The organism is Roseateles sp., assembly GCF_036486225.1.
Classification (GTDB): Bacteria; Pseudomonadota; Gammaproteobacteria; order Burkholderiales; family Burkholderiaceae_C; genus Roseateles.
The window spans coordinates 1-5,257 of the sequence record NZ_DASVNZ010000330.1 but is presented as its reverse complement, the minus strand read 5'-3'; the positions used below and the strand labels follow the sequence as shown (position 1 = coordinate 5,257).

General features: G+C 70.2%; 5 protein-coding genes. 3 read left to right on the top strand and 2 right to left on the bottom strand.

All coding sequences use genetic code 11. The features are described 5' to 3' along the window. On the bottom strand, window positions 1-214 hold a 214-nt coding region (locus tag VF536_RS21495; protein WP_331616927.1), incomplete at its 3' end, for a hypothetical protein. 92 nt (window positions 215-306) lie between these two features. Between VF536_RS21495 and VF536_RS21490 the strand changes: the two genes are divergently transcribed. Beyond that, a complete protein-coding gene (locus VF536_RS21490; RefSeq protein WP_331616926.1) occupies window positions 307-873 on the top strand; it encodes a helix-turn-helix transcriptional regulator in 567 nt (188 codons plus the stop codon). 69 nt (window positions 874-942) lie between these two features. Here VF536_RS21490 and VF536_RS21485 read toward each other — a convergent pair whose 3' ends face one another. Continuing rightward, complete coding sequence (locus tag VF536_RS21485) at window positions 943-2,340, bottom strand: cytochrome P450 (protein WP_331616924.1); 1,398 nt, start codon at window positions 2,338-2,340, stop codon at window positions 943-945. 151 nt (window positions 2,341-2,491) lie between these two features. Between VF536_RS21485 and VF536_RS21480 the strand changes: the two genes are divergently transcribed. Continuing rightward, window positions 2,492-3,418: an AraC family transcriptional regulator gene (locus VF536_RS21480; RefSeq protein ID WP_331616923.1), complete on the top strand. Its 927-nt coding sequence runs from the start codon at window positions 2,492-2,494 to the stop codon at window positions 3,416-3,418. A 102-nt stretch (window positions 3,419-3,520) separates the two neighbouring features. After that, window positions 3,521-5,257 (top strand): ABC-F family ATP-binding cassette domain-containing protein (locus tag VF536_RS21475; protein WP_331616922.1); only part of this gene is annotated, 1,737 nt, incomplete at its 3' end.

The following is a 5,257-nucleotide window of genomic DNA, read 5'->3' as shown; positions in this document are numbered from 1 at the left end:
CGCCGGCCAGCGCGCGCTTGAGTCCGATGCGCGGCAGCCAGCGCCCCGCGACGCCGCCGAGCGTGGCGCCGCAGACTTCGAGCAGCGAGGTCAGCGCGGCCATCGCCGCCAGTCCGAGCTGGAGCTCGCGCGCGATCGGCGGTGACAGCGCGGCCAGCTTGCCCAATTGGGCCGCGGCGAACACGCCGCAGAGGTAGTACAGCAGAATCCTCACTTCGGTCCTCCGGGGACAATCTTCCTGGACATCGATCGGTCGCCCTGTCGCTTGTCGTCCCGCTCGTCCTCACGCCCCTGCGCCGCCCCGCCATGAACGAATCGCCGCTGCTCTCCTGCGATGCCCGCCAGCTCGGCCACAGCCTGCGCCTGTGGCGCACGCTGCGCCGTCTGAAGCAGGGCGCCGTCGCGGCGGAACTGAAGGTGTCGCAGACGACGGTGTCGCGCTGGGAGTCGGGGATCGCCACGCCCTCGTTCGACGAGCAGCAGGCCCTGCGGCGGCTGATGGCGGCGCGGCTGGACAGCGCCGCCGACGTCGAGCTGGGCCGCCTGGTCGAGCGCGCGCCCGGCGCGGTGCACCTGATCTGCGACCTGAGCCATCGCCTGCTGGCGATGTCGCACGCGCGCGAGCGCCATTGCCGCCTGCCGCGCGCCGAGCTGATCGGGCGCGCGCTGTGGTGCTACGCGACGCCGGAGATCGTGGCGCAGGAGGCGCGACTCGACGCGCTCGGCTGGTACGAGCCGGCGCCCGCCGCGGTCGAGTTCGACACCGGTGCGGCGGTCGAGCAGGACATGCCCATCCAGCCGAGCCGGATGCGCTGGGTGCGCTTCCAGCTGTCGGACGGGAGCTTCGTTCGGTTGACCGAGACGATCTCGTAAGGCGGTCATGCCGCGAGGCTACGGACCGCCTCGCATGCCGTCCACGAATAAAAGATTCACTGCGCCGATTCAGCGCGGCAGCAGGCGCAGCCGCAGCGGGGTTGCAGGGCGCAGCGTGATGTTGAGCACCGGGGTCGGCGTCGGCGCTTCGGGCACCGGCGCGAGGCGATGCCGTTGCAGCACCATCGCCGCGATCAGCGTGATCTCCATCAGCGCGAAGTGACTGCCGAGGCACACCCGCGGTCCGGCGCCGAATGGCATCCAGGCGCCACGCGGGATCTCGCGGTGGCCCGCCGCGGGGTCGAAGCGCTCCGGTCGGAAGGCGTCGGGTTCGTCGAACCAGCGCGGGTCGCGCTGGATCACGCCAGGGGTCAGCCGGATCATCGCGCCGCGCGGGAGGCGCAACCCGGCGATCTCCATCTCTCCGGTCAACTGGCGGGAGAACAAGGCCGGAGCCGGCGGGTAGAGCCGGAGCGTCTCCTTGATGCACAGGCTCAGCCACGGCAGCCGCGTCAGGTCCGCCGCCGTCGGCGCCCGGCCGCCGAGCACCGCGTCGACCTCGTCGGCCGCGCGCCGTTGCGCTTCCGGATGCGCGGCCATGCACCAGCCCCACCAGGTCAGCGCGGCGGCGCTGGTCTCATGACCGGCCAGGAAGGTCGTCATGCATTCGTCGCGCAACGCGGTGTCGTCGAGCGCCGCGCCGTCGGCGTCGCGCAGCGACATCAGCATCGCGAGGAGGTCGTCGGGCAGCGGCTCGCCGCGCAGTGCGCGCTGGCGGCGCCCGGCGAGGTGGCCGCGGATCAGCGTGTCCAGCGCCCGCAGCGCGCGACGCTTGCCGCGCTTCCACGGCGCCCACAGCGGCGCGCTCACCGGCACGTACATCTCGCCCATCGCGATCCTGCCGAGCTCGTGCACGGCCCAGGACGCTTCGGCGACGACGGCCTCGCCCTCGCCGGTCGAGAACAGCGAGCGCAGGATCACGTCCATCGTCAGCAGCGTCATCAGCTGTTCGAAATCGACGTCGACGTCGAAGTCGATGTCCGATGCACCGGATCCAGCGGCGGGCCGATCCAGGGCGCGACGGGCGGCATCGACCATCAGCGGGACGAAGCCCTGCACGCGCTGCGGCGCGAAGCCGGGCTGCAACAGCTTGCGCTGCCGCTGCCAGGCCGGACCCTTCGCGACGAGGACGCTCTGACCGTGCGCGTCGGCGAAGACCTGCGTCGCGCGCTCCCAGCGGATCATGCCGTCGTGGCCGGCGATCAGGAGTTCGCGGACGTGGTCGGGATGGAAGAAGTTGAAGTCGTCGAGACCGAGTAGCCGCTGGTGGACGATGTCGCCGTAGCGCTCATGCAGCTGCCGCATGTGGCCGAGGTAGTCGCGGCGCATGGACAGCACTTCGGGCAGGCCGGACCAGCGCGGACGCGGACCGGGCACGGCATCGGGGATCGCAAGGACGTGGCTCATGGGATCGCATCGTCTCCGTGCCGCGCCGAGGCGTCTTGAATCGAAGCGACATCGTCCGTTCACGTACTTCCGCCGCCGCTGGCCCTCACCCCCACCCTCTCCCGCAAGCGGGAGAGGGAGCAAGACGGTCGGTGCGCCTAGACTGCGGCGCATGGACGCTCCCCTGCATCCCGGCACCGTCGCTCGACTGCATATCCCGCCTCGCGCGCTGGAGGGTTGCCTTTACGCCTATCTCTGGCGAGACCTGTCTGCGGCGGCCACAAACGGCGAGGCGCTGACCGATGCCCAATGCCAAAGCTGGTTTCCCGCAACGCCGCTGTGCGGCCTGAGTTGGACCTTGAGCGGTCGCGTGCGAGAACTGGACATCGGAACGGATGCGGCGAGGGATGTCGATGTCGGAACGGACATCGACGGCAATCCGGGACCCTGGCTGCCTGCCAGCGTCATCGGCGGTCCGCGCGGCGGCCCCAAGCGGTTCCAGGCGACGCCCGACTGCCGGGCGTTCATGGTCGCGATCCGGCCGGAAGCGCTGCAGGCGATGACGGGCATCGATCTCGCTGAGCTCAAGGACCGGATGCTGCCCCTGTCGTTCATCGACGATCCCGCGTGGCGCGCGCTCGATGTGGCGATGCTCGCGGCCCGGGACGAACAGACGGCCCGGCGCACCTTGGAGGACTTCCTGATGCCGCGCTGGCGCGCCGTGCGCGACGAGGTGCTGGCGGACGATCCTCCCCCGCGCGGCTACGCCGGCTGGATGCAGCACCTGGCCTTGCGCGCGATCGCAGCGGGTCATGGACGCAGCGTCCGGCAGGCGGAGCGCCGCATCAAGCAATGGAGCGGCCAGAGCCTGCGCGCGTTGCGGCTGGTCAGCCGCGCGGAAGCCGCCTTCCAGCAGGTGCGCAAGCTCGACGAGGAGGAGGGCGCCGTGATCTGGAGCGCGCTGGCGCAGGACCACGGCTACGCGGACCAGGCGCACCTGTGCCGCGAGACCCGCCGCCTCAGCGGTTTCAGCCCCGAGGAACTGCGCCGCCGCGTCGCCCACGACGAGGCGTTCTGGGCCTACCGCGTCTGGGTCTGACTCCTCTTTCTCCCTCTCCCGCTTGCGGGAGAGGGCAGGGGTGAGGGCCAGCGGCGGTGGCAGTACGGAAGCCTTCTTGCGCCTTCGAGGACAATCGCCCCCATGGCTGTCCTTTCCCTCTCCAACGCCCACCTCGCTTTCGGCCACGTGCCGCTGCTCGACGGCGCCAATTTCTCCCTCGAAACCGGCGACCGCGTCGGTCTGATCGGTCGCAACGGGACCGGCAAGTCCTCGATGCTGAAGGTCCTCGCGGGCATTGAAAAGCTCGACGACGGGCTGCTGCAGCTCGAAAAGGGCCTGACCAGCGTCTACGTGCCGCAGGAACCCGAGCTGCGCCCCGAGGCGACGATCTTCGACGTCGTCAGCGAAGGCGTCGCCGAAGCCAAGGCGCTGCGCGAGCGCTACGAGGCGCATGACGAGAACGACGACCTCGGCTGGGTGCAGGAGCGCATCGAGCAGATCGGCGCCTGGAACTGGGAGCAGCGCGTCGACGAGACGCTGCATCGTCTGGACCTCGACGGCGGACGCAAGATCGGCGAACTCTCCGGCGGTCTGAAGAAGCGCGTCGCGCTGGCCCGCGCGCTGGTCGCGCAGCCGGACGTGCTGCTGCTCGATGAACCGACCAACCACCTGGACCTCGACGCGATCCGCTGGCTCGAAGAGCTGCTGAACGGCTTCAAGGGCTCGCTGCTGCTGATCACCCACGATCGCGCCTTCCTGGACAACGTCGCCAACCGCATCGTCGAACTCGACCGCGGCCAGCTGCGCGGCTATCCCGGCAACTTCGCCGCCTTCCAGGCCGCCAAGGCCTACGAGCTGGAGAACGAAGCGCTGGCCAACGCCCGCTTCGACAAGCTGCTGGCGCAGGAAGAGGTCTGGATCCGCAAGGGCGTCGAAGCCCGCCGCACCCGCAGCGTCGCCCGCGTGCAGCGGCTGCATGAGATGCGCAACGAACGCCAGTCGCGCCGCGACGTGCAGGGCAAGGTGCGGCTGGACGTCGCCACCGGCGATTCGAGCGGCAAGATCGTGGCGGAGCTGGAAGGCGTGTCCAAGCGCTTCGGCGACCGCGTGATCGTCGACGGTTTCACCGGCACCATCCTGCGCGGCGACAAGGTCGGCCTGATCGGCCCCAACGGCGCCGGCAAGACGACGCTGCTGAAGATGATCCTCGGCGAGCTCGCGCCCGACAGCGGTACGGTGCGCCTGGGCACGAAGATGTCGGTCGCCTACTTCGACCAGATGCGCGACGCGCTCAACCTCAGCGCGACGCTGGCCGACACGATCAGCCCCGGCAGCGAGTGGATCGAGATCGGCAACCAGCGCAAGCACGTCAAGAGCTACCTGAGCGACTTCCTGTTCTCGCCAGCGCGGGCGGAATCGCCGGTGTCCAGCCTGTCCGGCGGCGAGCGCAACCGGCTGCTGCTGGCCCGGCTGTTCGCGCGGCCGGCCAACGTGCTGGTGCTGGACGAACCGACCAACGACCTGGACATCGAGACGCTGGAGCTGCTGGAGGAACTGCTGGCCGAGTACGACGGCACCGTCTTCCTCGTCAGTCATGACCGGCGCTTCCTGGACAACGTCGTGACCTCGACCATCGTCAGCGAAGGCGCGGGCAAGTGGCGCGAGTACGAAGGCGACATCGAGGACTGGCTGCAGCAGTCGCAGCGCGCCGCCGAGATCAAGGCGCGCCAGGCTCCGGCCGCCGCGCCCACGCCGGCGCCCGCACCGGCCCCCGCGCCGGCTCCGGTCGTCGCCACGAAGCGCAAGCTCAGCTACAAGGAGCAGCGCGAGCTCGACGAGATCCCCAAGCAGATTGCTGCGCTGGAAGCGGAGCAGACC

Bases quoted from the DNA above. Each gene is read 5' to 3' on its own strand.
- VF536_RS21485 (WP_331616924.1), bottom strand. From the start codon at position 2,340: ATGAGCCACGTCCTTGCGATCCCCGATGCCGTGCCCGGTCCGCGTCCG.
- VF536_RS21480 (WP_331616923.1), top strand. From the start codon at position 2,492: ATGGACGCTCCCCTGCATCCCGGCACCGTCGCTCGACTGCATATCCCG.
- VF536_RS21490 (WP_331616926.1), top strand. From the start codon at position 307: ATGAACGAATCGCCGCTGCTCTCCTGCGATGCCCGCCAGCTCGGCCAC.